Genomic DNA, 25,081 nt, shown 5'->3' on the forward strand with positions numbered 1-25,081 from the left:
ACGGAGGGAGAAGGCAGGGGATGTTCGGGGGAGTTCTAACAAACGGCTGCGAAAAGGCAATCGGGGCAAAAACGGAGCAGGGAGTCAGTCCTCCATTGCCGGAGAATGATGCGCAGTTGCGTATTCGGCTATGATGTTGCTGAAATCGCTGAAACTGACTTTGTATCCGACAGGATTGAGGCAGTGACCTTTCGCCCCGACGAGGCGATTTGCGAACTTGTAGGCCCTGTAAAACTTCGACTGGTTCAGGCTCTTCGCGAATTCCGGCTCCAGTTCCAGCATGATCATCGATGAGCCGCGGCTGCTCCAGGTCGTGATCTCGATGATCTTGGACCACGGGATGGTCCTATCGGAAATCCTGGTGTCGGTGATGCCCTCCGGCCCGATTTCGATCGCCTGCCGTGGGTTCTTGATCAGACGGATGGTGCCGTAGATCCCTAGAAACCCGAAAAAGGCTACGCACAGGAGGCCAACAATCAATCCGTCGCCTTGACTGCCAGGTGCATCGAAGGCCCCGGTTGCCACAAACAGGCCGATCATGACGAAGGGCAGACATAAGGACAGGATGAGCAAGGATTTTCCAACAGACCTTTGAAAGGAAATGTGCTGGCTCGGGTCAATCTGCACGTGCGTTTGCCTTGAAGTTCAAGAAAGAGCGTCAGAATTTAACAGCCGACCTGCTGGTGCTTCAAGCGCGTGTGCGAGCCCTTCCTAACCGCATTCTTTTGGGTCAGAAGACCTGGCGCGTGTCACGACTTCCAGAACTCCGTCGCACCTTCGGGCAAGATAGCCAGAACACGTTCAAGGTCCTTTGTGTCAATGGAAGACCTTCTAAGTGCTGCAGCAACGTCTTCTATGGCGCTGTCAGGCGCAAGATTGTGATCCTGCCGTACGGACTTCATTTCCATGATCAATACCGGACGGTCCGGAAATGGCGCGGGTGGTTCCAATGGTTCCCAGTTTTCAAGGAAGATTGCACGCGTCACGGCTGGCAGAATGTCAGAAAATCGGAGCGCATCGCGGACGGTCAGATGCGAGCGAAATGTGTGCAACACTGCCCTTAGCGTATGATAGGCCTGATGGTGTGTCTGCAGCATGCAGGTGTCACGAACATCTTTGATAAAGGCATCGAAATCACGTGATGCATGAAAATAGGTTTGCGGCATGGGCATGGCTGAACCTGAGCGAAGATTGAGACGGGATCGTTCTGGTCTCAATGGGGCCTTTCTACCGACAGAGGCAAGGTCAGAACGTTTCGATTGATGAGTTATGATATTCGCGAGACGGTGGAGCATGAAGGCGCAATATGATCGATAGCGGCAAGCTTGATGACCTGTTTTTGTGGATGCTGGATGGTGCCCGGCCAAGCGCGGATGCAAGAGCGATTGTCGGCGGTATTTGCGACGGCCTTCTTGAAGCCGGTCTGCCTTTGGAACGTTTTGCTCTGTTCATCTATACACTTCACCCCAATCTTCAGGGCCGCCGGTTTCGATGGTTGAAGGGTGAGGGCGTCGACCAATCTGATGCCGACATGACGGCATTCGATGGTGCTGAATATTTAAACAATCCTCTGCCAACAGTTTTGAAGACAGGCAAGATGCTGCGTCGGAAACTATGTGATCCTGTGTGTCCGGACGACTTTCTGATCCTCAAGGAATTCCGAGGGGAGGGAATAACGGATTATGTGGTCCAACCGCTCTTTTTCACGACGGGCGAAACACACCTGGTAAGCTGGGCGACAAAAGCCGACGGTGGATTTGACGACGACATGATAGCGGCGCTTGAGAAGATCCGCCTGCCGTTGGCGCGTCTCACGGAAACCTACATGCTGCGGCTCAATGCAGCCAATCTTCTGTCCGCCTATGTCGGCCGCGACAGCGGGTACAAGATCCTCTCCGGCCGGGTGCACCGGGGCGACCTTGAAGAGATTACAGCCTGTGTGGTGTTTGCAGACCTTGTCGCCTTCACGAAGTTCTCAAATTCCGCCTCAGCGGCCGAAGTGCTTGCCCGGCTTAACCGCTTCTATGATTGTCTGGTGCCACCAATCGTTGCGCGTGGGGGCGAAGTCTTGAAGTTCATGGGAGACGGTCTGCTTGCAATCTTTCCAATCTCCGAGAAACTCGACGACCGTTCAGCTTGCGAGGCTGCGCTTGAGGCACTCAGGGAGGCCTCGGGAGGCGGCGAGAAACCGGTGTTTTCTGATGCCGTGCCGCCCTTCCGGGCAGCTGTGCATCTGGGGCCGCTGCAATATGGCAATATCGGTGCTTCGGACAGGCTTGATTTCACGGCAATTGGCCCGACGGTCAACCTTGCTGCGCGGATCCTTTCCTCCGCCATTCTGGTCAATGGCCAGACGGTCGTGTCTGAAAAAGTCGCCGAGCTGAGCGGGATCTCGACCATCGGCGCACCGACCTTCGAGCTGAAAGGATTTGAACGAACACAAGTTATTGTTCCCGTTCGTCATATGCCCGCGCATTAGCAACTCATAGCGTTGAGCTGCCTACTGAAATCGTCCGCCGCTTTCAATCACCTCAATTTTGTAGCCATCCGGATCCGTTGCAAAGAAGAAGCGCGCAACACGTTCACCTGCCGGCGCAAAGTCGACGATATCGCCGACTTCGATGCCAAGCATTTTTAGTCGGGAATGGTCATGGTCTAGATCTGCAACCGTAACGGCAAGATGCCCATAGCCGTCGCCGAGGTCGTAGGGAGTTTTGCGGTCCTTGTTCAAGGTGAGTTCCAGTTCGAACCCGGTCGTCTCGTTTTTCAGGTAGGTCAAGCGAAACGCATCGAAATCCAGTTGGTCTGTGATTTCGAGGTCGAATGCTCTTTTATACCAGTCTGCTGACCTGGCGTCGTCCAGAACCCTGATGCAGGTATGAACCATCTTTGCCATTGATAATCTCCATGAGGCGCGCGCTCTCCGAAGAGCGCACGCCGGTTTCTTTGATGGGAAAACAGAATACCGAACTAAACTATCGTCCGCTTACGGCAGTGCTCAGCGCTGGAAACCTGACGATCCTGTAGGTGCCGAGCGAGGCATCTTGACCACCGTTCAAGACTGGAGAGCGGTGCAATTCGTTAATGGTTGCATAGACATATCCGTCAGCGCCGATTGAAAACCCGTCGGGCCAGGGCAGGTCCTCATCGGACTGAAAAAGCTCTTCGTAACTGCCGTCCGGCTTGGTGACGCCGATCGCATTGTCGGTCATTGCGGTGATATAGACATTGCCGCCTGTGTCGACGGTCGAGCCGTCGGAGATCGGCTTATCGCCATAGCGCTCCACGCGCGCGACCAGTTCGTCTTCACTCAGACTTTCGTCAAGAAGATCCTTCGTTTGGACACGGTACATTGCACTGGCTGTCATCGGTGCGAAATAGACCCAGGTGTTGGTCGGATCGATCGTGATTGGATTGACCCCGATCTTTGCTGGATTGCCGCCCAGAAGAATTTCGCGGCCATCAATGATCATAGGTGTGTCTTCGGGAGTGGTGAATTTCGATCCTTCCAGGACACGGCGTGCGCGCCCTGTTTCAAGATCTACAACGATCAATGCCGAGTTCGCCCCATCACCGGTGTCGGAGATGTAGATCGCCTCGTGGTCACGGTCGACCGCAAGATCGTTCAGGAATGACGAGGGTCGAGATACCGGCGCTCCGATATAGTGAATGGCGTGCAGCGTTTCAGTATTTGTGTCCCACCCGACGATACGTCCGGTCCGGTTTTCCCCCTGTCCGTCCAGCATCCACAAAATACCGTCGCGGTCGGCTCGAAGACCCAGAACGCCGTTCAGCCCGTTGCCGTCTTCTTTCGGGGCTCGTGCCCAATCCTCAGTCGGATAAGGTTTGGTGCTGCCGTCGCTGAAGACTTCTACCACGCGCAACTCCGGTCCATAAAATTCATGCACTGACATGAACATGCGGCCGTCGGGGCCAATGGCCAGGTTTCCCGGCGGCATTGACTTTTCAAAGCTCAAATAGGTCTCAAGACCTTCCGCACTTGCTGGAACGGCGAGGCTGGCAACAATGCCTGCGGCGGCGAGTAGCTTTTTCATAATGTCCTCCTCATGTGGATGCAGAGGGTTTAAATGTTTTATTTTTTCTGAAAAACTGTCCAAAAAGCGAAACCAGAATTCGAAAAAATCAAATGTATAGTGTGCCCGATCTTCAGACGTTCGTGACCGTTGCCAAGTGTGGCGGGATAACCTCCGCAGCTGCGGAGCAGGGGCTGTCGGCCGCCACGGTCAGTCATCGGATTGTCAAGTTGGAGAGCGCCCTGAACGTCACACTCTTTCACCGCAACAGCCGTAATTTCCGACTGACAGACGAGGGCCAGGTTTTTCTTGAACGGGTCGAGGCCATCTTGGAAGACCTGCAGCAGGCAGAGATCGAAGTCGGTAGCAGAACGCCTCACCTGCGTGGCCATTTGAGGGTGACATTGTCGCCATGGATCCTGTCTCGATTCGTCTTGCCTCAATTGGCGGTGTTTCGAAAACAACATCCAGACCTCACGCTGGAATTCCTGGCCGTCGACCGCTTTGTTTCTCTGGTTGAAGAAGGGCAGGACTGCGCGATCAGGGTTGGAAAGCTGTCCGACAGCGCTCTTATCGCGCGAAAGCTGAGCGACAATGACCGGATCGTCTGTGCCTCTCCCGGATTTCTCGCTGATCATGGCGAACCAACGTCGATTGAAGAGCTTCGCGACAAGCCTTGGGTTTGCCTTCCCTGGCAGACCCAGCATGACGTCAAGGACATCAGGGGCCGAAAACGGCGCATGTCTGTATCGCGCAGCATTTTTGTGTCCAACTCCGACATGCTGACAAGCGGCGCGCTTGAAGGTCTCGGACTTGCTGTCAAATCGCGCCTTGCTGTCAAGGAAGAGCTTGAGAGCGGCCGTCTTGTGGAAGTGATGCCAGGGTGTCTAGATGCACCCGATGCGCCAATATCGTTCGTCTATGCAGCTGAAGGGCGGGCTGGACGGAAGATCAAGTCGTTCTACGAGTTCACGAAGGAGGCATTCCGTCTTGGCGCAGGAGACTTCTGTGCGAGGACGAATGAATAGTCTCCAAACCTGAGGAAGCGAGTGGCCAGTCTTTCCAAGTCGATCCGGTTCGGTTACATCCCCGCAGTATGAGCAAGAACGCAAATATCAGAGAAGAAGCCAGGGCGGTGACCGCAAAACCGCCCGCGGTAATCCTTTGTGAGCCGCAGCTTGGTGAGAACATCGGAACGGCTGCAAGGGCCATGGCGAATTTCGGTCTTGTGGATCTGCGGATCGTAAATCCACGTGACGGATGGCCGAGCGAAAAGGCACGGGCTGCCGCGAGCCGAGCTGACCATGTCATCGAAAAGGTTCAGGTGTTCGAGAGTGTCGAAGCCGCGATCGCAGACCTGCGATTTGTCTATGCGACAACGGCGCGATCGCGCGAAGTGCCCAAGCCAGTGCGCGGACCGGACGAAGCGGCGCAAAAGTCCGTGTCACTTGGGGACCAGGGGCACGCTACCGGCTATCTTTTCGGACGCGAACGATGGGGCTTGAACAACGAGGAAATAGCCCTGGCGGACGAAATTGTCACTTTGCCGGTCGACCCCGACTTTGCATCCTTGAATATCGCACAGGCTGTGCTGGTCTGCGCCTATGAATGGCGCAAGACGGCAACATCGGGTGCGCTGCCGTTTCTCCTGTCCGAAGAGGAACATCCGCCGGCAACGAAAGACAACATTCTCAGGTTCTTTGAGCATCTTGAAGGTGCATTGGACACGGCCACTTTCTTTCGTCCACCCGAGCGTCGTCCTCACATGGTGCGAACTTTGCGGAACATATTTCAGAAAGCAGAACTGACTGAACAGGAAGTTCGTGCATTGCGCGGGGTGATTGCCTCGCTCGAAGGACGTCAGACCCGACCGCGCAAGGAGCGCGGAGACACTGGCAACGAGGAGTAGGGGGCTTTGCGGGCGTGACGAGGCCGGTTCTGATATTCGATTCAGGTCTTGGTGGGCTCACGGTCCTGCGCGAGGCGCGGTATCTGTTGCCAGATGAGCCCTTGCTCTACGTCGCAGACGATGCCGCGTTTCCCATTGGCCGTTGGCCCGAACCAGAGCTCAAAGCCCGCCTCCTTGCTCTTTTTGAAAGGCTGATTGAGGCGCATCAGCCAAAAGCGGTGGTCATTGCCTGCAACACGGCTTTCACGCTTGCCGGCAGCGATCTTCGCAGCGCCCATCCGGACGTGCCCTTCGTCGGCACGGTTCCGGCGATCAAACCAGCGGCGGAGCAGACGTCTTCAGGTCTCATTTCCGTTCTGGCGACACCCGGCACGGTCCGCCGGACCTATACAAGAAGCCTCATCGACAGTTTTGCCAGCCAGTGCCACGTACGCCTGGTTGGTTCCGATCTTCTTGCCGAGTTCGCTGAAAGGCATCTGCGTGGTGACACCGTCGGCGATGGTGACCTTCTGACAGAAATTGAAGACTGCTTTCTTGAACGCGATGGCAAGCGCACAGACATCATTGTGCTGGCCTGTACGCATTATCCATTTCTTGCGAACAGATTTCGCAAGATTGCCCCCTGGCCCGTGGACTGGCTTGACCCGGCAGAAGCCATTGCGCGGCAACTGATGCGGGTCGTGGGTGATGCACACCCGCGTTCAGCTGGCCGCATTCAAGACCGAGCGATCTTCACGTCGCAGCCTGATAATCCAGCCTTGGAACGGCTTCTTGCCGGGTTTGGACTGACCTTGCTGAAAGGCGGGTCTCCTGCTTTTGACTGAGCTGGTAAAGTCAAATTTTGGGCATGTCTTCGGCAATGAGTTGAAAGATGGCAGGTGGGTCGCCTTGAGATTCAGGCCGCCAGAAACTTGACTGCCAGACCGTCGTCGGACCGCTTGGCCGCACGTTTCAGAGCGATAATCTCGGTATTCAGCTTGTTGGGCGGGATCCTTAAACCCTTTGGAAGGGTCAGGATTGAAATCGAACATTGCAACAAGGGGAATTGGCGAGTGGTGCCGAAGCGGTCCTGCGCCACCATAAAACCTTGCGCGCGGTGTTCAGCGTCATAAAAGCTTTCAACATCTACCTGGAAGGCTCGTTTGAGCGCCAGCATACGTGCCGCGACATCGGTCTGATCCGCGTTCATGAAGCCTGCGAAGAAATCGTCGCCGCCGAGATGGCCATGAAACGTGTCTGTTCCGGATACGTGGCGCTGCACCAACTCTCCGAAAAGGATAATTGCCCTGTCGCCCTGACGATAGCCGTAAGTATCGTTGAAGGGTTTGAAATTGTCGAAATCCATGTAGCACAAGTGCCGATCGTGTGTGCTCTTGCGCGCGCAATCCGAGATGAACTTGGTGATTGCACCATTACCCGGCAGCCGCGTCAGCGGGTTTTGATCCTGAGCTTCCTGCAAACGCTTGGCATGTATGATTTTCAGAAGAGATGTCGCCGAAAGGAAACCGCAATAGCGGAAATTTTCAGTGATGATGATCCCATCTGAATTGATCGACGAGGCAAAGGTCACCAGAAGCATGTCGGCGTTGCTGTCAATATCGGCAATGGGGCAGGCGCGCACAAATGAGCGCAAGGGAAAGTCGAGCGCTGCCTTGGCGTCGTCATCATCCGGTCCACCTGAATACAGATAGGCTTTCAGATCCCGCTCATGGATAAGACCCCGCGGTTCGTTGTTGGCATCAAGAACAGGGATGACGCTGGAGTCCTGATTGTGCACGACCATGTCGAGCAGTTCATTCATCGAAGCGTTGAACTGTATGGTCGGCAAGTTCAAGAGCTCATTACGGATCCTGTCTTGTTCCTCCCGCCGTTTGCGTCCGATGCCAGGGGCCCGGACATGTTCATAGAACAATTTCGCGTGCGCAGCCTTTTGAAAAGGTTTGGCGACGAACTGGCCCTGGATGAGATCGCAGCCCGCTTCCCGGCAAGCCTTGAATTCCTGTTCAGTTTCCACGCCTTCCGCGATCACTCGAGAGCCCAGAACATGCGCAAGATTTGCCACGGTTGTAACAAACAGCTTCCTGCGGGCGTCACTGTCGATGTCGTTTAGGAAAAAGCGATCGATCTTTACATAGTCAGGCGACATGTCGTGCAGCAGGCGCAACTCGGAAGAGCCCCGGCCGAAATCGTCGAGTGTGATGAGGAACCCGAGCTGGCGCAGATCATTCAATGCGTGATGTGCAAGGTCGGTAAAAGCTTCCTGATGGCGTTCGGAAAACTCCAGGCAGATCTGATTGGTGCTGAGACCGAGCTCGGACACGATCTCACCCAGGCCAAGACGAGGGTCGCCTTCCTCACCAAGATTGCGGCCGTCCAGTTTGAAGTAAAGCTTGGTTCCCTGCGCTATTCTAAGGTCTTGAAATCGCAGGAGCGCCTTGCGGAAGAGTTCGGTTTCCAACTGGGCCAGAAACCCGAGCGCATGGGCTTGCCTGATCAGGTCTCCAGGTGAGGGAGCATGGCCGAATTCGGCGTTTCGAACTTGAGCCTCATAGCCGTAAACGACGCCGGTTCCGATATCCGCGATCGGTTGCAAAGCGAAGTCCAGAACACTCAGCATTTCATCACGCGTCCGGAAAAGCACGTCTGTGCTTTCCAAATCAGCCTGTTGAACTGAATGGCGATTCGCTGACATCCGAGATCCTATACTCAAGGTCCAACTTCCCAAAGGTACGTTAAGTTTCGAGGAAGTTAGGACCGTGCGTTACTGATATTATTCCCAAGGGTTGTAACGTTGATTGTATAGTGAAAAACTGCAATTAAGATTTTCTAAATGTATGCATTAATTTGCCTGTTTTATGGGCGGCCGGTCGAAAATCGCAGTTTGTCGTCAATTGCCGGTTCGATATACGCCTGATTGTCCCACAAATTCTTGGGTTTAGGGTCTTTTTGAACGAGTTTGACCCGTCGCACATTGACATTCCAGGGACCTGCCTGTACATCCGCGCGGTCCGGCGGGTTTTGCCTTCCGGCACTACGCACCCGTGGGTATTCCGGCCGGCGCCGTCTAGCCGGGTCCCTGTCGATCGGAGCAGAGCGCTTTGCGTTGTGTGAAGATAAAGGAGGGCGCGTTTCCTTTTTAGAACAACAACGCGAATTCAAAGGAAACCGCGATGTCAAAGCGCCACAGCGTTAAGTACAAAATCGACCGCCGGATGGGCGAAAACATCTGGGGTCGTCCGAAGAGCCCGGCAAACAAACGTGAATACGGCCCGGGTCAACACGGACAGCGCCGCAAAGGCAAACTGTCTGACTTCGGTGTTCAGCTCCGCGCAAAGCAGAAGCTGAAAGGCTATTACGGCAACATTTCCGAGAAGCAGTTCCGCAAGGTCTACAGCGAAGCATCACGTCTCAAGGGCGATACTTCCGAAAACCTGATCGGCCTTCTGGAGCGCCGTCTTGATGCAATCATCTACCGCGCCAAATTCGTCCCGACTGTTTTTGCTGCTCGTCAGTTCATCAACCACGGTCATATCAAGGTCAATGGCAAGCGCGTCAATATCCCGAGCTACCAGCTGCGCCCGGGTGATGTGATCGAAGTTCGCGAAAAATCCAAGCAACTCGCACTGGTTCTGGAAGCTATCCAGTCCGCAGAACGCGATGTGCCGGATTACGTTGATGCAGACCACAACAAGATGACTGCTACCTACAACCGGATCCCCGGTTTTTCCGATGTGCCTTACCCGGTACAGATGGAACCGAACCTGGTCGTCGAATTCTATTCGCGCTAACAGTCGTCGAATATTCGATTTCGGAAAATTTGAAAGGCCCGCCAAACCGGCGGGCCTTTTTGTGTTTGGAGATCGTCAATACTTCGCGTCTGAATACGAAGTGTACCAACTGATATCGGCTTAGATGTCGTTTCGTGGAATGCGTAACAGCTGACCCGGAAAAATCAGGTTGGGATCGCTCAAGATGTGCTGGTTGGCCTCGAAAATCGGCTGAAAATTGGAGTTGCCATATTGATCCTGGGCAATTTTTGTCAGCGTATCACCGGGCTTTACAGTATAGGGCTGCCATCCTCCGTAACCCGGCATTATCTTCGGCCCGAAAAGGACCGGAATAACGACTGAGGGGCCGTTTTCGTTCCCGGTGTCGTCGGCAAGTGTCAGGAACAAACGGTTCAGCTGGAAACTGTTGGTGTCCGGGATATCTATGGATCCCTGAAATTGCCTCAGACCAAGCGCGCCAACCGTTGTGAAGGATGAATACTCATCGTGTCCTTCAGAGACACGGATACTCAAGGTGCCCTCAAACGCTGCAGCGTTTCCGGCGATCATGATTTTGGAGCCTACAAGATCAAATGGTTGAGGCTGCTGAATGTCGAGCGTAACAGTCAAAACAATACCCTCCTCCTGAGTAACCTCAGGACCTATGTGTCACCCCCCAGCAAGCACTCATCACACTACAATGCTTTCGCGGGTAAATGAAAGTTACAACCTTTGGTTCTATCCTGCATTGCAGCGCCGGTCGGCACATTCCGTTGTCTGCTTCAGATTGAAAGGAAACCAGAGATTGAAATTTTCGAAAGTTAGCCAAATTCTTGTGTTTGGGTTAAAACCATAGGCGCAACTCAGCCGTGCATCTTTTGACGGTTTATGGAGGGGGAAAATCATGAGTGAAAAATTGGAGGTTGTTAAGTCCTGGTTTGAACGCGTCTGGGCGCAGGAAGATGAGGGAGCTATCGAAGAGCTCTTTGTATCTGACGGACCTGCGAGAGGGCTTGGCACATATGTTCGAGATGATGATGCGCGTTTCGCTGATCACGCGAGAATTGGCCCAGAGGGCTTCAAGGAATTCCACCGTTCCTTGCTCAAGCTGGTTGGCAATGTCGATATTTCAGTCACCATGGATATGGAACAAGGTGACTGGCTCGCGTTGCTCTGTGTTTTGAAAGCAACAAAGCGGGGCACGGACATGAAGGTGCAGACGACTGGAACCATTTTCATCAAAGTCGCAAACGGGCAAATCATTGAGGCCTACAATCACTTTGATTTCATGAGCCTTTTTGGACAGCTGGGCCTGCTGCCTGAAAACACATTCGGTGAATGCCTTTGTGGAGAGCGCATCGGCGTTTAAACAGCACGCGCGCGAAGGCAAAAGACAGTTGAGAACCTTCTCTTGATGGCAAGAGCCTTCGGGCGCTTTTTCTTGGCCTTGCCGTAACAATCCGCTATGTCAGCCGAAACAACGATGTTTTCCAGGCTGCTCGCATGAATGATATTGCAAACGACACGGATACAGGCGTTCCGGCGCTCCTGCGCAACGTGCCTTCCAGTGTTGACTTTAAAAAACTGCGCAAGCGCCTGCTTCGTCAAGCGCGCGAAGCGATCAGCGATTTTGGAATGCTGCCCGCTGAGGCCTCGCAGGAAAAGCGCCCGAAATGGCTTGTCTGCTTGTCCGGCGGCAAAGACAGTTACACACTTCTGGCGGTCCTGATTGAGTTGAAATGGCGCGGCCTTTTGCCCGTGGATCTTCTGGCCTGCAATCTGGATCAGGCCCAGCCGGGCTTTCCTGCCGATGTTCTGCCAAGGTTCTTTGAGGAAAACGGCATCGAACATCTCATCATTCGCGAAGACACTTATTCCATCGTCACTGACAAGATCCCTGAAAACCGAACCTACTGCTCGCTGTGCTCCCGCCTTAGGCGGGGGATCTTGTATCGGGTTGCGAGAGAGCAAGGATGCGAGGCGATTGTTCTGGGGCATCACAGGGAAGACATCCTTGAAACGTTTTTCATGAACCTCTTTCACGGTGGCCGGCTTGCATCGATGCCGCCGAAGCTGATCAATGATGAGGGCGATCTACTTGTGCTGCGCCCGCTGGCATATGCGGCAGAAAGCGACATCGCCAAGTTCTCTGCACGGATGGAGTTCCCGATCATACCCTGCAATCTCTGTGGCTCTCAGGACGGGTTGCAACGTGAAGAAGTGAAACGCATGCTTCAGGGATGGGAAAAGCAGACACCCGGGCGCTTGGGAGTGATGGCAAGGGCACTTGCGCACACACGCCCGTCGCATCTTATGGACAGGTCGATCTATGACTTCGTCAATCTTCGCCCTGCCGATGGAGCAGGGGACGCGCAAGGCGGCGAGGCCGAAGAACCCTGTGGGGCCAGCCTTGCAATGACGGCAAAGCTGTTTGCGGCAGAATGACTTGATCGCACTATTGGAACAGCTCTCTGAGCCATGTTTCAACTCTTTGTGCTGAAGGTTTTCGCATTGAAGATCCTTCCCGGTGAAGCAGATAGTGGGTCTGCAGCGCGGGAATGGTTGTCTCAAAGGGAATGGCAAGGCGTCCGCTTGAGGCCAGCTGCCTCGCAACGCGCCCCAAGAGCAGTGCGACACCTCCCTTTGCTGCGGCCCATTCTACGGCAGCAAGCGAGGTGTCGACGGTGATGCCTCGATCTTCAGGCATAGATATTCCCTGTGCTTCAAAAAATCTGACCCAATGGTTTTCAAATCCAAGAATGTGGATCAACGGGTATTCTGACAGGTCTGCGGCCGAATGCAGGTTTACTGCAAGGTCCGGGTGACAGACAGGAACCATGACCTCCAGGCCAAGCGCCTCCGCGTGAGCGCCTGGCCAGTTTCCTGTCCCCAAGCGGATTTCGATATCAATACCGGTTTCAAGAACGGTGTCCGCCCAGATTGCAGACAGCAACCTGATCTCAATCTCGGGGTACTCGTTTTGAAACGAGGCGAGAGCCGGCGCAATGATGAGAACGGCCTCGGAAATAGGTGCTCGAATGGTAACCGAGCCCGGAGCGGTTGTTCCAAAGAGCCCTGTTGTTGAAACGGCGAGGTCTGTCAATGCCTTGCGGACAGAAGGCAGATAAGCCTTGCCGCTGGCCGTCAGGTCCACATTCCGTGTGCTGCGAATAAGGAGCTGATGTCCAAGCTGCTGTTCCAGGGCCCTGATGTGAGTGCTGATGGCAGCCTGGGTCAGGCCAAGTTCTTCTCCGGCAGCCGTGAAGCTGCCGTTGCGGCTTGCGGCTTCAAAACTTCTAAGCCATTGGAGGTTCGGGACTGACAGCATTTTTCCAACTCATAAAAAAATCGATGCAATCAACCTAAATTATATCGTTTCTCTTTTCCAGACTCGAGCGACAAACTGAAGGCATGTTCAAACGATTGCCGAAAGGGCACCTTTCATGCGTGTCGGTTTTATTGGTCTAGGAAATGTCGGCGGAAAACTGGCCGGAAGCATCTTGCGCAATGGTTATCAGCTGGATGTTCATGATCTCAATCCGCTCCCTGTCGAAAAGTTCGTATCTCTGGGAGCGAACCGGGCCGCCACGCCCAAGGAAATGGCCGGTAGATGCGACGTTGTCATCACCTGTCTGCCGACGCCATCGGCCTGTGCATCGGTTGTCGAAGGGCCAGAAGGCCTTCTGGAAGGCATGGGGCCAGGCAAGATCTGGGCGGAAATGTCCACCACTGATGCCGATGAGACAAGACGCCTGGCAGGACGTGTCATCGCCGCAGGCGGCGAAGCGATCGAATGTCCGGTCTCCGGTGGCTGTCATCGTGCTGCCACCGGCAACATTTCAATCTTTGCAGGATGTAGCCGCGAGACGTTTGAAAGGGCCTTGCCTTTTCTGACTGTGCTCGGTCGGCGGGTTCTTCATACAGGTGATATCGGCTCGGCTTCCGTCTTGAAGGTGGTCACAAACTACCTGGCGACGGCGAACCTCGTCTCATTGGCGGAAGCGCTGGTGACCTGCAAAGCTGCCGGATTGGACTTGAACACGTCATACGAGGCCATTCGGATCTCGTCCGGTAACTCCTTCGTTCACGAGACGGAAAGCCAGGTGATCCTCAATGGCTCTCGAGACATTTCCTTCACGATGGACCTGGTTGCCAAGGACATTGGACTGTTCCAGAATTTGGCTCAAAGTCACGACGTGCCCTTGGAAGTGTCACCCTTGCTGAACCGCATCTTCGCCGATGCGATTGACAGATACGGAGAGCGTGAGCTTTCACCCAATATTATCAAAAGGCTGGAAGAGGCGACCGGACTTGAGGTCCTTGCTAACGGATTTCCACCCGAGATGATTGACGACGAACCGGAAGAGCCTGGATACGAGGTAAAGCCTACGCAAGATGTCTGCATTTACGATGAACGGGAAGGTGCGGACGGATGATTGAAAAGCGCCAATTCTATATCGGTGGAAGGTGGGTTGAGCCGCTTGGTCCTGATCAAATGGACGTGGTCAATCCTGCAAACGAAGAAGCGGTTGGCATAATCTCGATGGGCACGGCAGCCGACGTCGACAAGGCTGTCTCGGCGGCAAAAGATGCGTTTCCTGGCTGGGCTGAAACGTCTATTGACGAACGGGCGGCGCTCATCGAACGGATCATCGAGGTCTACAAGCGGCGAACACCTGAAATGGACGCAGCGATCCGGCTGGAAATGGGGGCTCCCCAAACCTTCGCACGCGAACAGCAGACGCCAGCCGGTATTGGCCATTTGATGGCAACGCTGGAAGCATTGAAATCTCACCGTTTCGAGAGATCGTCGCCGCGTGGAGGAAGCTTGATTGTGCACGAGCCTGTCGGGGTTTGCGGTCTGATCACACCCTGGAACTGGCCAATCAATCAGATCGCCGCAAAAGTTGCTCCAGCGCTTGCCGCGGGATGCACCATGGTTCTGAAGCCAAGTGAAATAGCGCCTCTTTCCGCGCTGCTTTTTGCTGAAATGCTTGATGAAGCAGGCTGTCCTGCCGGTGTTTTCAACCTGATCAACGGCGATGGCCCAACTGTCGGTGCGGCGATGTCGGCCCATCCGGACATTGATATGATGTCCTTCACCGGTTCGACGCGGGCAGGGGTTTCTGTCGCGCAGAATGCAGCTCCCACTGTCAAACGTGTTGCGCTCGAACTTGGCGGCAAATCGGCAAATCTGCTTTTTGCCGATGCGGATCTGGAATCCGCTATCCGATACTCACTGGAGAGCTGCTTCCTGAATTCGGGCCAATCCTGTGATGCGCCGACCAGGTTGCTGGTAGAGGCAAAGGTCTACGATCTGGCCGTAGACCTCGCAGCGAAGTTTGCCGGTCAGACCAGGGTGGGTGACCCGGCACGGGAAGGAGCGCATATCGGGCCCGTCATCAGCGGTCTGCAGTATGAAAAAATCCAGGGTCATATTGAACGTGCCATTGCCGACGGAGCCAGACTTGTTGCTGGAGGTCCCGGCAAACCGGACGGGTTCGACAGGGGCTTTTTTGTCAAGCCAACCGTTTTCGCTGACGTAACCAATTTAATGGCCATTGCCCGGACCGAAGTCTTCGGCCCGGTTCTGGTCATGATCCCCTTTCAAACCGAGGAAGAGGGGATCGCCATGGCAAACGACACGCCATACGGTCTTGCCGCCTATCTGCAAACCGGTGATCAGGAGCGCGCGAACCGGGTTGCGCGAAAGTTGAGGGCGGGAAGCGTTTACATCAACGGCGGCAGTCCGGATTGGGATGTGCCTTTCGGTGGCTATAAACAGTCGGGGAATGGTCGCGAATATGGCGAGTTTGGCCTTGAGGATTTTCTGGAGGTGAAGGCCATCACGACTGCTTAGGTGCGCTCATTTGATCAGGCGAACACATCCAGTTTTTCGCGAATTGGACCAATGCAAGAATGCGGGCGCGGCATTTTGAACGCTTAATACGATGCGTCGACAAGTCTTGGACGAAATGAAACGTCATTCAGTCGCGAAGAGTTGGCAGTGCGCTCTTCAGTGCTGTGCCAATTCCCGACCCATATCCACAGGCCAAAGCTCAACTTCGGTGCTTGGCTGGAGGCACGGTATCACTGTCTGCAAGGCCGGGTTCAGTCAATGAACCCAAAATGGATGATGATGATTAGATAGCTATCTTTTGCTCTAAATGAGTATATTGTGTAGAATTCAGTTAACAGCCTACAAGCCCGTGAACGGGTCTTGAGTTTTCAGACTGGTGAAACTCCCTACGGTGAGGCAGCGACATGGCAAAAAGTTTTGATCCTTCAGATCTCTGGAGCCCTTTTGGTGCCTTTTCTCAGAGTGTGATCGCTGGAGAAGGAAAAACGATCTACTTAAAGGGGCAAGTTTCGCTCGGACCAGATGGTGAGGTTGTCGGTGAGGGGGACATGGCGGCTCAAGTTGCTCAAGTCTTGAAAAACATCTCCTGTGTTCTGGGCGCTATGGGTGGACGAATGAGCGACATTGTTTCACTCCAGCAATTTACGACAGATATTCAAGCCTTCATGCGCTGTGCTGAAATAAGGTCACGTTTCTTTGACGCGCCTTATCCTGTCACAACAACTTTGGAAATCTCATCGCTTTATGACGCAAGATTGCTTGTTGAGATAACCGCCATTGCTGAAATCCCTGTAAGCCGCTTTGTCATGCCAGATGCCGCGTTGGAAAAGCACCAATAACTCAATTGTACAGCGCACTGTTCGACCGCCAGGTAGAGCTGAAGGATGAACACTCTTTAGAACAGTGTTACGCCTGAGCGAAATGCGTCTTTAAGATGCCGACGGTAACGGTTTCAATCCAAATCGAAGGAAGCCCAAAAAGTCACAGCGGGGTAAGATCACGCGGGAGCCTGGCGGGATCGTATCTTCGTCCATATGTGGCCTGTCCAATGCTTGCCGCGGCTGCGAGACCAAGCAGCCCAAAGATGATGAGACCGGGACGCACGAACCATTGCGCGTCGGCGCGCATGTTCGTCCAGAGGAAATCAAAGAGTGCTAAATCGACGGCAGCGCAGACAGCGAATACCGTCCATCCTTTGACTGGAGACCCCTTTGCAAACCCTCGCAAAAACCGGATTTCTGTTTTTTGCGTGGTATCCAGACAGCGATGCAGGTGACGCAGGAATTCGAGATATGTCCGTGCCCGGACCCTATCTGGAGCACCGGTCACAGAGGCTCCGCTGACTTTTATTGTCTTGCCGTCAGCAAACCTGATCAAAGCCCGTCCCGCGGGGTCAGCGATCTTCGGCTTTTCCGCCCAGAGCCTGATTTCTGTAATATCGGCAAGCGGTCGCGCTTCACGAACCGGGTCCTTGCCCCACTCAAGTCGTAAATCACCTGTGATGCACAGTACCAGATCGCGAGACTGCAGTGCTCCATCAATTGATGTATTTAGCGAATAACCATCCATGGACACGATACCAAGCGGTGCGCTCCTTAATGTGCGATTGATAACTCCACCAATTAAGCTCTGCTAAAGCTCATCTTTGGGAAGAACGCAGGAGTTCCTCATTGTTCGTGCTGGAACGGTTGCCCTTCACCTTTTTCAAGATAGGGTTTCAAGCTTTCCAGAAGGAAAAAATTCCATCCTGCTTCGCAGATATCCCAGCATTCCATGCTTTCAATGAGCCCTTCATGAGTAAACTCAAGTCGCGTTCTGTTTTCGTCCAGTTCTATCAAATTCCACAATATCCTTGTTCCGGTCCATTCGTCGTCCCGCTTCAAGGTATCGTTTGCATGATAGTGTTCTAAAATGTCCCACTCGATGCGTTCATTGGGTACCAACTTGGCGACCTTGATGTGGTTGTATGTTTCTCCGAAGCGAGTGGAAAAAACCATCCCCACTTCCGAAGCATCGCCAGAGCCAGTCGTCCACCAGTTTACTACGCCGCTGGTTATCGCTGCATAGATGGCACTGGCAGGCACATCGACTTCGACAATTCTTTTGTATCCAGCCATGGTTTCTGATGCCTCCTAGCATTCAAGATTGAAAAGTAACTCTTTGAGCTGGCGAAGTTTTTGAGGCCATCCCGAGGACAGGCTTTCGATGTCTTTGCGAGTGGTCGTTCCGGTATGACGCAGCGAGAGTTTGGTGCCGCCTTGGAAAGACTGAAGTTCGAATGAAACACGCGTAGGTTCTTCAACGTCAGTGCTTTCCCATAGCCACTCCATCAACGTGGGTGCTTCGAGTGTAAGTACTTCACAATGAGTGAAGCCGCGCCAGTTCTCAGTGGCGTTGCCGCGAATAGTAAACTTATGACCAACAACAGGCTGAAAATCACATGGCATCAGCCATTCGGAAATTGCAGCAGGATCAGTCAGTGCCTGCCACACACGTTCCAGGGGGTGTGGGTAGAATTCTTCAAGATTCAGATTGAGGATCTGGCTCATTCCTGTCCGTCACCCTCTTGTCGGTTTAAATACTCGCCAAGGCCCTTGAGGCGATTTTGCCAATACGGCCGGTAGAGGGCCGTCCAGTCGTGAACTGTTTGCAATGGCTCAAATCGTGAGCGGTAGAGCCGTTTTCTGCCATGAGTTTTGCTCTCAACCAGTCCGACTTCACGCAGTACACTTAGATGTTGCGAAACTGCCGAGTACGTAATCCCGAGTTCCTCAACACAATCTCCGACAGGTCTCGATTCATGAGCGAGAAATCCAAGCAGGGCCCTGCGATTGGGATCCGCTATGGCATGAAAAACGTCTGATGTTGCTTTTTGTGGAGGCATGTCATTCATTATTTAAGTATATACTTAAATGTCAAGAATGATTTTCACGCCGGGTCAATCAAACCGGGATGAGTATTCCTGAAAGTGAGATGCAGCTCTCTGACTTTGAATGGCACTTGATCCAACCAAATGGTCCTTGAAAACTCTTGGCGCACCTCGAGTTCACGAATGTTGTATCCTGAAAGGCGTTTTGCGGGCCTTGCGCTCAGGAGTGCCGAAACGAGACTTGCCAGAGTGGGGCTTCATCCGGATCGGGTATTGGCCACCGCATCGTCACGCGGTCCAAGAGATCAGCTTCCTGGTATTCGCAAACACCAACAGTGACACGGCTGCGGCGCGGTGCCAGTGGGTTAACCGTCTAGCTTCCGGTGAGTAATTGCTGTCGATACAACTTAAAGGCTTACTGTAAAGAACTCTAAGTTTAATTCCTGGTTGTGTATTCGCGGCAAATCTAAGTGCATTCACTTATGCACGTTTGCATTGAAATACATTTTGGATCATTATCTCTGGTGGTTTTACTTGGCATTTTGCGGAAAATATGTCGTGAAATGCCAAAACTCGGTGCTCATTTAATATCTCAGCAAGATTTTTGCCTCTAGGTCATATCTCTAGATTTCCTGGGGGTGGGAAAATTTTGGGAAGTTTTGGTAAGTTATTCTGTCTCTTTGTGGGCCGGATAACGTTGCCAAAATTTCATTTCGTTTCCCTGTCGTTTTTCAAAAAGCAACTCATCAGGTGATCTTTGGAGGAAGTCTTTAGGACTATTGCCTGCAAGGGAGATTGATGTATGGCCAAGGATGTAATTGTTACCGGTGTCGAGCAGTTTTTCGGTGATGATGAAATCATCGTCAGTAAAACGGATCTCAAAGGCCGGATCACCTATTGCAATGATGTGTTTCTCAGAATTGCCGGATACACCGAGAAAGAATGCCTCGGCGAACCGCACAACATCATTCGTCATCCGGACATGCCGCGTTGCGTTTTTGATCTCTTGTGGGGACATATCCAGGATCGACGCGAGATTTTTGCTTACGTGGTCAACCGCTGCAAGAACGGCGACCACTACTGGGTTCTCGCCCATGTGACGCCGAGCGTCGACAACAACGGAGACGTTGTCGGATATCACTCGAACAGGCGGGTCCCGGACAGAAATATTCTGGAGGGAGTTGTCGCTCCTCTTTATGCCGATTTGGTTGCCGAAGAGCGCCGTCACGCCAACAGAAAAGACGGTCTCCATTCCTCCAGGGAAATGGTTGCCGGCATCCTGCAGGAACGAGGCGTTCCCTATGACGAGTTCATTGCCGGTCTTTGAATTGGCCAATTCTCGAATGTCATTTGTCAGTTTTGAAGGTTGGAAAAAATGATTGGCGACAACAGATCAGCGGTAAAGAAAGCGCTTGAAGTCGTGGAAGCCGTTGCAGACGGTGATTTCGAGCGCCGCATCCTGAATATTTCCGAAAAAGGCGATGCCGGCAGGCTGCTTCATGCGATCAATCGGTTGATCGACAGGTCTGACGCTTATGTGCGTGAAACCAAGGCTTCTCTGGAATATGTTTCCGAAAACAAATACTTCCGGCGAATTTCGACCAAAGGCATGACAGGTGCATTCGGTGTTGCCAGCGAGTCGATCAATATTGCCATGCAGGCCATGGAGGAACGCGTCGGTTCTTTTACCGGGGTGGTGGAGAACTTCGAAACAAAAATGGCAACAGTGGTTGAATCGGTCACGACGGCTTCGGGCGAGCTTGAAGATAGCGCCAGGTCAATGGATCAGTCCTCTACTTCGATGGACGAGCAAGCAACGGCAGTGGCATCGTCTGCCGCCAATGCGTCGTCCAATGTCAGTTCCGTTGCGGCAGCTACCGAGCAGATGACGCAGTCGGTAAGCGAGATCAACCAACAGGTCAGCTATTCGGCGCAAATCGCCGGCGAAGCCGTAAATGAGGTGGAGAAAGCCAACCACGATATCAAAATGCTGGCTGAATCTTCCGACAAGATCGGCGAAGTTGTTTCGCTTATCACCGACATCGCAAATCAGACCAATCTCTTGGCGCTCAATGCGACGATCGAAGCAGCTCGGGCCGGCGAAATGGGCAAAGGCTTTGCCGTTGTTGCATCCGAAGTCAAGGAACTGGCCAGCGAAACGGCCAAGGCAACGGACGAGATCGGTGCGCAGATCAAGTCCATTCAATCGGCAAGTTCGCAGGCAGTTGAGTTTATTGGGTCGATCGGTACAACCATTTCCAAAGTCAGCGAAATTGCATCTGCAATCTCTGCGGCAGTTGAAGAGCAGGGCGCTGCGACGGCGGAGATCGCTCGTAACATCGAGCAGGCTTCGGCTGGTACGAACGAAGTAAGTTCCAACATCGGCATGATCACCAACATGGCCGGGTCGACGAAAACCGAGGCCAATCATGTCTTGCATGCTGCCTCAGGATTGTCGGAGCAGGGTGAGATGCTTCGCCATGAAGTGGACGGTTTTTTGAGCGAGGTGCGTCAGGTCATCTGACGCGGTCCAGTCCTATCAAGGTATTCAGAACCGCAGATCGGATAAGCAACCGGTTTGCGGTTCTTGCATTTAAGGTGCCTTGTGTGATCGGGCAAGCTCTTTCGGCAGATGATTTGCCTGGAAACCTTGTTGGTGTGGGCTGGAGCACCCGTGGAACGTTCTGGACAGTTCCCGCCGGGATGCCTATTTCTTTGAGATGACAGTGCGCGCGCAACGAACGGCAAACGATTATGGTGTCTTGGTGGAGCCGCTCACCGGCGAGGTGACTGCCTGGCGGAACAACGTCGTTCTGGCAAGATCCACCAGGGCCCGTGTCATGTATGAAACCCGGCTTCCTCCCGTGGTTTATTTTCCTAAGGACGACATTCGCGCAGATCTGAAACCGGCACCTGATTACCGGACATTCTGTCCGCTCAAAGGCACGGCCTCATACAGCGATGTTCAAGTGTCAGGTGAGACGATTGAAAATGGCGCCTGGCATTACCCGACCGCCTTGCCTGAAGGGCAGGCCGTTGACGGGTTTCATGCGTTCATGCCCGGTGTTGCCTCTCGCATTGAATATGACGGCAAGCAACTGGACACGCCCTTTGGCGGCAATATTTCCGGGCCGATTGTCGATTGGCTGCTGCGCGAGGCATGGACGGCACGGACGGCTGAGGAGCTCATTTCAGCTTTGGGCAAAAAGCTTGTCGAGGACGGTGTCGCCGTTTGCCGGATGACCGTGTTGATCTGGTCCCTTCATCCGATGATCGCTGGCCAGAATTCGATCTGGCAGCGGGACACAGACGAGGTTACCAGCCGCTATCCTTCGTACGAGCTTCTGGAAAGTCCGATTTTCAAGAACAGTCCGCTGCAGCATGTGGCAGACGGGTTGGGCGGCGTGAGGCAGAAACTCGATACCAACCCAGACGAATTCAACTTTCCGATTATGGATGATTTGAGAGAGCAGGGTGTTACCGACTATGTCGCGATGCCGTTGCCCTTCTCCGATGGTCGGATCAACGTGTTGACGTTGGCCTCTGACCATCCGAATGGTTTTACGACAGCCAATCTGGGATTGATTTTCGAGTGCTCTGCGCTCATCAGCCGCTTGTTTGAGGTCTTTGCCCTCACGTCGAATGCGACAACGATCCTGGAAACCTATCTTGGCAAGAGAACCGGCGCACGTGTTCTGGGCGGGGAAATTCGCCGTGGCGATGGCGAAGTTATCGACGCATCGATCCTGTTCTGCGACCTGCGTCATTCGACGCGGCTGGAAACCGAACTCGGGCGCGATGCTTACTTGTCCGAGTTGAACAGGTTCTTCGAAGTGACGACCGAAATTGTCAACGAGCATGAGGGCGAAGTTCTGAAGTTCATTGGCGATGCGGTTCTTGCTATTTTTCCCGCAGGTGGGGATCGCGACAAGGCCTGTCGACAGGCCGTGGCCAGTGCAGATCAGATCGTGCAACGTTTGGCGGTCCCCGAAGAAGACGGCAACGGCATTCCCCTGACATGTGCCATCGGCATTGCCTTTGGTGAAGTCACCTATGGAAATGTAGGCTCAAAAGAACGCCTGGATTTCACCGTGATTGGAAGCGCGGCCAACATTGCCGCCCGGCTTGGCGATCATGGCAAGGTTGTCGGTCATCCAATCGTTGCGTCAAAAGATGTTGCCGACGAGGCCGATTGCGGAGCAACGCCACTGGGCGCTGTTGAATTGCACAATGTTGCAGACCCCGTCGAAGCCTTCGCCGTTAGTGTCTGCCCGGCCGAGACTGCTTCGTAGCTTAAGTTTAGTCCAATTTTGGCGCACCGCGTTGGAGTGTGCGATCAATGCCTCTCCAATAGGCGAGCCAGAGCAATGGCAGAAAAGCGGCCAGGGCCGCAAGCAACATCGGCAAGGTGCCCTGATTGTTGTCAATCAGATGTCCGAATAGGGGCGGACCGATCAGCGTTCCGGACAAAGTGGCGATCAATAGCAACGCCTTTGCTTTGCTTGAAAACTTTTCCGACAAGGCAGCCATGAATGAGGCGGACAACAGGTTCAAAAACAATTCGAATGCAACAAAACTGAATACAATGAAGATGAAACTCTGTTGAGTTGCGATCAGGATCCCTGAAGACGCGAGCGCTGCCGAAAAGAGAATTTGAAACCAACTTCCGTGCCGGGTGCCGCGCATGGCAACCCAAAGGATCACGAGTGCAATCGTAGTTTTTGAGAAGCCTATGGCCAACGACGTATTGTCCAAACTGAGATCGTTGCTCGCTGTGAAATGGGCGGTGTTGGATAAGAAGCCAATTTGCCCGCAAAAGAATAGAAACAGCAAAGCCAAGCCAAAGCCGTCCAGTCCTGACAGGTGTCCCTTTGCTGGCGGCGCATTGTTTGCACTATGCGTTGGAACTTTCCGCCAAAGCACCAGACCACTTAGAAACACTGCTATCAGGCCCAGCCCGAACAATGTGATCAGAAGTCGGTAGGTCTGATCCGTCTCAAACAGGGGAAAGCAAAGTGCGATCAGGCCGGAAATAAAAAGTGCGAAAGAAAGCCGCCACGCAAAGGCCTGGAGTTTCATATTGGATTGGGCAGCTGTCATGATGCCGAATTGCATCAGAAAGCCACATGCCAGTCCGATCGCGAACCAGCAAAGAGCAAACATGAGAGGCGCGCTCACCCATAGAGACAGGAAAAGCGCTGCAGCATATACGCAAAAGACGAAAGCCAATGCAGGTCGCGCGAGCGTTTCATATCGAATTCTTGCGGCCAGGAACGCGGCTACGATCTGACCCGCCATGATACAACTCACAACGCTTCCTGCTTCTGCATTCGAAATGGACCGCGTGGCAAGCAGAGTTGCGATGAGCAAAGGAGCAATATGGAGGGGGATGGATCCAGCCGCAGAAAACAGGGCTGCCCCGACTGTGCGCCTGGTTTCGCTGGAGTTCACTTTTGCCGACATCTGTCGAAGCGAGCTTTGCAAGAGAATGCGTGGCTTGAAGCGAAGCCATTCGGCTCAAATTCGCGTTTCATTCCTCAGTGCCTGCCTTCTTGCGACGGCGCGTCGCAGCGCCATATCCACCAGGACGATGACTGTCACGCTGTGTCATGTCGCGAACGGTTCCACGAAAACCATTCCAGTCGAAGGGTTGATCGGGTCTGCCGAGAGTTTCCTGAATTTCTGTCTTGAGCGCGGCGTCCTGGTAGCAGGCTCGCTCAATTGGCTGGACTTGAAACAACGGCTTGAAATGCGGAATGTAGATTTCTTGCCCCGTCGTCAGGAGCTTGATGTTGATGAAAAGCGGACAGGGTTGAAAGAGATCGGTCTCGACAAGGCCTTCATAGCAGACAAAAGCGCTGCGCGTGTCATAGTTGACCGGAGGTCTAATGAGCGTACTCCAGCCAGCTCGAGAACTGACAAAATAGCCAGACCAAATCTGAATCGAGCCGGGAACGAAGAGTTCAGATAAATAAGGCGGGTCCAGATCACGCAGGTCCTCAGGAGCATTCTCCTCCCAATGTTGCCTGAAATCCTCATCCTCGAAGTTGGTTGATTTAACCGGATACCATTGATCGTCTTCGTAAAAGAAGCTCTCTTTTCCATCGAAAAGAAGGTGGATGTCCTTTGGAGGATAAACATACCATCCAAAGGAGGAAGCTTCCCGCATGGCTTGGCAGTATTGAAAGGCCGCTGCAGGCATAGTGCCTGCTGCGCTCTTTTCCGCTCGCCGGATATCCGGCGCTGATGGGAAAGCCTTCGTAAAGCGGAGCACTGCCTCGCTTTCTGTTTCCGGTACAGATCCTCCGACAGTGGTGGAAACAGTCATGGTTTTGTCCATTCGCCGGAGGATCCGTTCAATCAGATACGCACAGGCGCGACACCGCCACCCATTGAGCTTCGGGAACTCATTTTGACTTTAACAGGTGCCAAGCCCCCTCCGATCGATGCCTTTGCAGATGGCTTCACTACAGGCGCGATACCGCCGCCCATGCTGCTGCGCGAAAGCGGTTTGAGAGTAACCGGCGCGACCCCACCACCCATGGAGGCAGGCGCTGCGGTTTTGACCTTTGTAAGTGGCTTCGTTGTTCTAATTGTCTTGTGCATCAGAGAATTCCCCTTCTGGTAGCGTCAATTAAAATT

The 25,081-nt window shown here is 53.5% G+C and carries 27 protein-coding genes; 13 read left to right on the plus strand and 14 right to left on the minus strand.

Annotation, left to right across the window (positions count from 1 at the left end; translation table 11 throughout):
* Positions 1 to 84 precede the first annotated feature (84 nt).
* Positions 85 to 627, minus strand: a complete 543-nt coding sequence (locus tag K1718_RS11600) for an STM3941 family protein (RefSeq protein ID WP_265684508.1) — start codon at positions 625 to 627, stop codon at positions 85 to 87.
* Positions 628 to 749: 122 nt separating this feature from the next.
* Positions 750 to 1,172: a DUF2267 domain-containing protein gene (locus tag K1718_RS11605; RefSeq protein WP_265684509.1), complete on the minus strand. Its 423-nt coding sequence runs from the start codon at positions 1,170 to 1,172 to the stop codon at positions 750 to 752.
* Positions 1,173 to 1,306: 134 nt separating this feature from the next.
* Between K1718_RS11605 and K1718_RS11610 the strand changes: the two genes are divergently transcribed.
* A complete protein-coding gene (locus K1718_RS11610; protein WP_265684510.1) occupies positions 1,307 to 2,479 on the plus strand; it encodes an adenylate/guanylate cyclase domain-containing protein in 1,173 nt (390 codons plus the stop codon).
* Between the two features lie 21 nt (positions 2,480 to 2,500).
* On the opposite strand, the gene K1718_RS11615 is transcribed toward K1718_RS11610, so the two are convergent.
* Positions 2,501 to 2,896, minus strand: coding sequence for a VOC family protein (locus K1718_RS11615; protein ID WP_265684511.1), 396 nt, complete (start codon positions 2,894 to 2,896; stop codon positions 2,501 to 2,503).
* A gap of 79 nt (positions 2,897 to 2,975) precedes the next feature.
* On the minus strand, positions 2,976 to 4,055 hold the full coding sequence (locus K1718_RS11620) for an L-dopachrome tautomerase-related protein (RefSeq protein ID WP_265684512.1): 1,080 nt from the start codon (positions 4,053 to 4,055) through the stop codon (positions 2,976 to 2,978).
* Between the two features lie 92 nt (positions 4,056 to 4,147).
* Here K1718_RS11620 and K1718_RS11625 point away from each other — a divergent pair, with 92 nt between their 5' ends.
* From K1718_RS11625 to murI, 3 genes are all read left to right on the plus strand, one after another.
* Positions 4,148 to 5,062: a LysR family transcriptional regulator gene (locus K1718_RS11625; protein ID WP_265684513.1), complete on the plus strand. Its 915-nt coding sequence runs from the start codon at positions 4,148 to 4,150 to the stop codon at positions 5,060 to 5,062.
* 68 nt (positions 5,063 to 5,130) lie between these two features.
* The gene (locus K1718_RS11630; RefSeq protein WP_152501072.1) at positions 5,131 to 5,943 is read left to right on the plus strand and encodes an RNA methyltransferase; all 813 of its coding nucleotides are present in this window, start codon (positions 5,131 to 5,133) and stop codon (positions 5,941 to 5,943) included.
* Positions 5,944 to 5,957: 14 nt separating this feature from the next.
* Positions 5,958 to 6,767 (plus strand): glutamate racemase, encoded by an 810-nt coding sequence (gene murI / locus K1718_RS11635; RefSeq protein ID WP_265684514.1) that lies wholly within the window; start codon positions 5,958 to 5,960, stop codon positions 6,765 to 6,767.
* Positions 6,768 to 6,838: 71 nt separating this feature from the next.
* Here murI and K1718_RS11640 read toward each other — a convergent pair whose 3' ends face one another.
* Complete coding sequence (locus K1718_RS11640; protein ID WP_152501074.1) at positions 6,839 to 8,635, minus strand: EAL domain-containing protein; 1,797 nt, start codon at positions 8,633 to 8,635, stop codon at positions 6,839 to 6,841.
* 478 nt (positions 8,636 to 9,113) lie between these two features.
* Here K1718_RS11640 and rpsD point away from each other — a divergent pair, with 478 nt between their 5' ends.
* A complete protein-coding gene (gene rpsD / locus K1718_RS11645; protein ID WP_152501075.1) occupies positions 9,114 to 9,731 on the plus strand; it encodes a 30S ribosomal protein S4 in 618 nt (205 codons plus the stop codon).
* A 120-nt stretch (positions 9,732 to 9,851) separates the two neighbouring features.
* On the opposite strand, the gene K1718_RS11650 is transcribed toward rpsD, so the two are convergent.
* A complete protein-coding gene (locus K1718_RS11650) occupies positions 9,852 to 10,340 on the minus strand; it encodes a LysM peptidoglycan-binding domain-containing protein (RefSeq protein WP_152501076.1) in 489 nt (162 codons plus the stop codon).
* A 274-nt stretch (positions 10,341 to 10,614) separates the two neighbouring features.
* Between K1718_RS11650 and K1718_RS11655 the strand changes: the two genes are divergently transcribed.
* Entirely contained in the window at positions 10,615 to 11,079 is a 465-nt protein-coding gene (locus K1718_RS11655) for an ester cyclase (RefSeq protein ID WP_265684515.1), read from the plus strand.
* A gap of 134 nt (positions 11,080 to 11,213) precedes the next feature.
* The gene (gene ttcA / locus K1718_RS11660) at positions 11,214 to 12,155 is read left to right on the plus strand and encodes a tRNA 2-thiocytidine(32) synthetase TtcA (protein ID WP_152501078.1); all 942 of its coding nucleotides are present in this window, start codon (positions 11,214 to 11,216) and stop codon (positions 12,153 to 12,155) included.
* 10 nt (positions 12,156 to 12,165) lie between these two features.
* On the opposite strand, the gene K1718_RS11665 is transcribed toward ttcA, so the two are convergent.
* The gene (locus K1718_RS11665; RefSeq protein ID WP_265684516.1) at positions 12,166 to 13,038 is read right to left on the minus strand and encodes a LysR substrate-binding domain-containing protein; all 873 of its coding nucleotides are present in this window, start codon (positions 13,036 to 13,038) and stop codon (positions 12,166 to 12,168) included.
* Between the two features lie 115 nt (positions 13,039 to 13,153).
* Here K1718_RS11665 and K1718_RS11670 point away from each other — a divergent pair, with 115 nt between their 5' ends.
* From K1718_RS11670 to K1718_RS11680, 3 genes are all read left to right on the plus strand, one after another.
* Positions 13,154 to 14,146, plus strand: coding sequence for an NAD(P)-dependent oxidoreductase (locus K1718_RS11670; RefSeq protein WP_265684517.1), 993 nt, complete (start codon positions 13,154 to 13,156; stop codon positions 14,144 to 14,146).
* On the plus strand, positions 14,143 to 15,570 hold the full coding sequence (locus K1718_RS11675) for an aldehyde dehydrogenase family protein (RefSeq protein ID WP_265684518.1): 1,428 nt from the start codon (positions 14,143 to 14,145) through the stop codon (positions 15,568 to 15,570). The genes K1718_RS11670 and K1718_RS11675 overlap by 4 nt, the downstream gene beginning before the upstream one ends.
* Before the next feature lie 404 nt (positions 15,571 to 15,974).
* Positions 15,975 to 16,409 carry a RidA family protein gene (locus K1718_RS11680; RefSeq protein ID WP_265684519.1) on the plus strand — a complete coding sequence of 145 codons (435 nt, stop codon included), beginning with the start codon at positions 15,975 to 15,977 and terminating at the stop codon, positions 16,407 to 16,409.
* Positions 16,410 to 16,551: 142 nt separating this feature from the next.
* On the opposite strand, the gene K1718_RS11685 is transcribed toward K1718_RS11680, so the two are convergent.
* The 4 genes from K1718_RS11685 to K1718_RS27525 all read right to left on the minus strand — a co-directional run bounded on the left by K1718_RS11685 (position 16,552) and on the right by K1718_RS27525 (position 18,463).
* Positions 16,552 to 17,139, minus strand: a complete 588-nt coding sequence (locus K1718_RS11685; RefSeq protein WP_265684520.1) for a hypothetical protein — start codon at positions 17,137 to 17,139, stop codon at positions 16,552 to 16,554.
* A 98-nt stretch (positions 17,140 to 17,237) separates the two neighbouring features.
* Positions 17,238 to 17,687 (minus strand): SRPBCC family protein, encoded by a 450-nt coding sequence (locus K1718_RS11690; RefSeq protein WP_265684521.1) that lies wholly within the window; start codon positions 17,685 to 17,687, stop codon positions 17,238 to 17,240.
* Between the two features lie 15 nt (positions 17,688 to 17,702).
* Positions 17,703 to 18,119, minus strand: coding sequence for an SRPBCC family protein (locus K1718_RS11695; protein WP_265684522.1), 417 nt, complete (start codon positions 18,117 to 18,119; stop codon positions 17,703 to 17,705).
* The gene (locus tag K1718_RS27525) at positions 18,116 to 18,463 is read right to left on the minus strand and encodes an ArsR/SmtB family transcription factor (RefSeq protein WP_418068118.1); all 348 of its coding nucleotides are present in this window, start codon (positions 18,461 to 18,463) and stop codon (positions 18,116 to 18,118) included. The genes K1718_RS11695 and K1718_RS27525 overlap by 4 nt, the downstream gene beginning before the upstream one ends.
* 778 nt (positions 18,464 to 19,241) lie before the next feature.
* Here K1718_RS27525 and K1718_RS11700 point away from each other — a divergent pair.
* The 3 genes from K1718_RS11700 (at position 19,242) to K1718_RS11710 (ending at position 22,731) form a co-directional block, all read left to right on the plus strand.
* On the plus strand, positions 19,242 to 19,766 hold the full coding sequence (locus K1718_RS11700; RefSeq protein WP_265684523.1) for a PAS domain-containing protein: 525 nt from the start codon (positions 19,242 to 19,244) through the stop codon (positions 19,764 to 19,766).
* Positions 19,767 to 19,814: 48 nt separating this feature from the next.
* Positions 19,815 to 20,963: a methyl-accepting chemotaxis protein gene (locus K1718_RS11705; RefSeq protein ID WP_152501088.1), complete on the plus strand. Its 1,149-nt coding sequence runs from the start codon at positions 19,815 to 19,817 to the stop codon at positions 20,961 to 20,963.
* A 196-nt stretch (positions 20,964 to 21,159) separates the two neighbouring features.
* A complete protein-coding gene (locus K1718_RS11710; protein ID WP_265684524.1) occupies positions 21,160 to 22,731 on the plus strand; it encodes a DUF427 domain-containing protein in 1,572 nt (523 codons plus the stop codon).
* Between the two features lie 7 nt (positions 22,732 to 22,738).
* Here K1718_RS11710 and K1718_RS11715 read toward each other — a convergent pair whose 3' ends face one another.
* From K1718_RS11715 to K1718_RS11725, 3 genes are all read right to left on the minus strand, one after another.
* The gene (locus tag K1718_RS11715; protein WP_265684525.1) at positions 22,739 to 23,737 is read right to left on the minus strand and encodes a hypothetical protein; all 999 of its coding nucleotides are present in this window, start codon (positions 23,735 to 23,737) and stop codon (positions 22,739 to 22,741) included.
* 232 nt (positions 23,738 to 23,969) lie between these two features.
* Positions 23,970 to 24,767 carry a hypothetical protein gene (locus tag K1718_RS11720; RefSeq protein WP_265684526.1) on the minus strand — a complete coding sequence of 266 codons (798 nt, stop codon included), beginning with the start codon at positions 24,765 to 24,767 and terminating at the stop codon, positions 23,970 to 23,972.
* A 32-nt stretch (positions 24,768 to 24,799) separates the two neighbouring features.
* Positions 24,800 to 25,045, minus strand: a complete 246-nt coding sequence (locus K1718_RS11725) for a hypothetical protein (RefSeq protein WP_152501092.1) — start codon at positions 25,043 to 25,045, stop codon at positions 24,800 to 24,802.
* Positions 25,046 to 25,081: the final 36 nt, after the last annotated feature.

It is taken from the genome of Roseibium porphyridii (assembly GCF_026191725.2).
Lineage (GTDB): Bacteria > Pseudomonadota > Alphaproteobacteria > Rhizobiales > Stappiaceae > Roseibium > Roseibium porphyridii.